Source organism: Halohasta sp. A2, assembly GCF_056175805.1.
In genome coordinates this window covers 1-1,458 of record NZ_JAQFWV010000156.1, presented here as the reverse complement: position 1 = coordinate 1,458, position 1,458 = coordinate 1, and the positions used below count along the sequence as shown (strand labels likewise).

Here is a 1,458-nt window from a genome sequence, read left to right as displayed (position 1 = left end):
CGCCTTCGAACTCAATAGTGGCGCGTTCCTCCTGGTTGGCTGGGCCTGCAACCGGAACGCCGCCGATCGCCTGTGCGCGTTCAGCGATCCGGTCGGCACCTTCTTCAAGATGCTCGTAGGCTTCCTGCAGGAACTGGTGGGTGTCGAGAGATTCCGCGCCCTCAACGTTCCAGTGGTGTTTGCGGATCTGATGGTACAGCACATAGGCGTTGGCCAGATCGGTGTTCAGCGCGTCGACAATCTGCTCGACTTTGTCCTCCTCAAGCCGAAGCACCTCTGATTCTTCAAACGTACCCGCCTGCTGGCGGACGGTTTTCTGCGTACTCATAGCAACTTTATCTACCCACGCCCACCACTTAAAACTCCATAGTTAGAAAAATCTTTTTTGATTTGGAAAGATTTGTTTGTGTATATACCACCCCAAGACGGGAAGAGCCGGAATGTGAGTCGACGGGCGGATACGCAGATATATCAGTTTACTTGATGACGGATATCCAGAGTGGCATCCTGCTCCGCATTCGTTTCTCGGGATAATCCGACAACTCATTTACTGGGAAATCACCGGTGATTGTTATCGGGTACTGTCTCGGTATCAGGAGCTTGCTAAGCCGTTGGGTTTAGATCGCGTTCCTGATGAATCCATCCTGCCTCGGGCGTAGTGCAAACGCTTTGACGACGGCGTCCGGGAGTTCGTTCAGATTGCCGCCCACTTCGTCGTCAAAGAGGCCCACGACCGTGACTTCTCTGCTCCTGATATTCGGTCGACCCAGACCATGCTGATATATCCATGCTGTTCGGTCAGTTCCTCAACGACGCCATTGGGTGAACTACTCGACTTGCCAGACGGCCATCCCGGTGTAAGACTAGTGTTCGATCGAGACGTCCATAACAAAATCTGCAGGTTGATAGTCAGCAACGGGGTCAATCAAGCGAGTTACAGGCTAAAGTTGTCGAGCGTTTCAGGGTTTGCGACGTGCATCGGCCGATCGCCCTCGACAAGGGCCTCAATATCGTCGACTGTGAGTTTGCTGTGGCGGTCGATGACGTCCTGTGAAGCGGAGGCGATGTGTGGCGTCGTGACAACGTTGTCCATCTCCAGCAGTGGATCGTTTTCGGAAATTGGCTCCTCTGGATATACATCGAGGGCAGCACCGTGGATCTCGTCGTTTTCGAGCGCCGATAGCAGCGCGCCATCTTCGATTAGTGCGGCTCGGGCCGTGTTAACAAAGTAGGCGTCGTCGGGCATGGCGGCGAACTCCTCGGGGCCGATTATGCCACGTGAGCCCGGTGCCACTGCGGCATGGAGACTAACTACGTCGCTCCGTGAACAAAGGTCTTGGAGGTCGGTCGTCTTCTCAACACCGAACGGCTCCATCTCGACGTGGTCGACGAACGGGTCGTAGGCGATGACGTCCATGCCAAACCCGTCGTGAACGCGCTTGGCTACTCGTCGACCGA

Annotated in this window: 2 protein-coding genes; both read right to left on the bottom strand. The window is 55.1% G+C overall.

Features of this window, described 5'->3' with window-relative positions:
• The coding region (locus O2S87_RS18550) for a ferritin-like domain-containing protein (RefSeq protein WP_475410201.1) at nucleotides 1–328 on the bottom strand (328 nt) is incomplete at its 3' end.
• Nucleotides 329–934: 606 nt separating this feature from the next.
• On the bottom strand, nucleotides 935–1,458 hold a 524-nt coding region (locus O2S87_RS18545), incomplete at its 5' end, for an NAD(P)-dependent oxidoreductase (protein WP_475410200.1).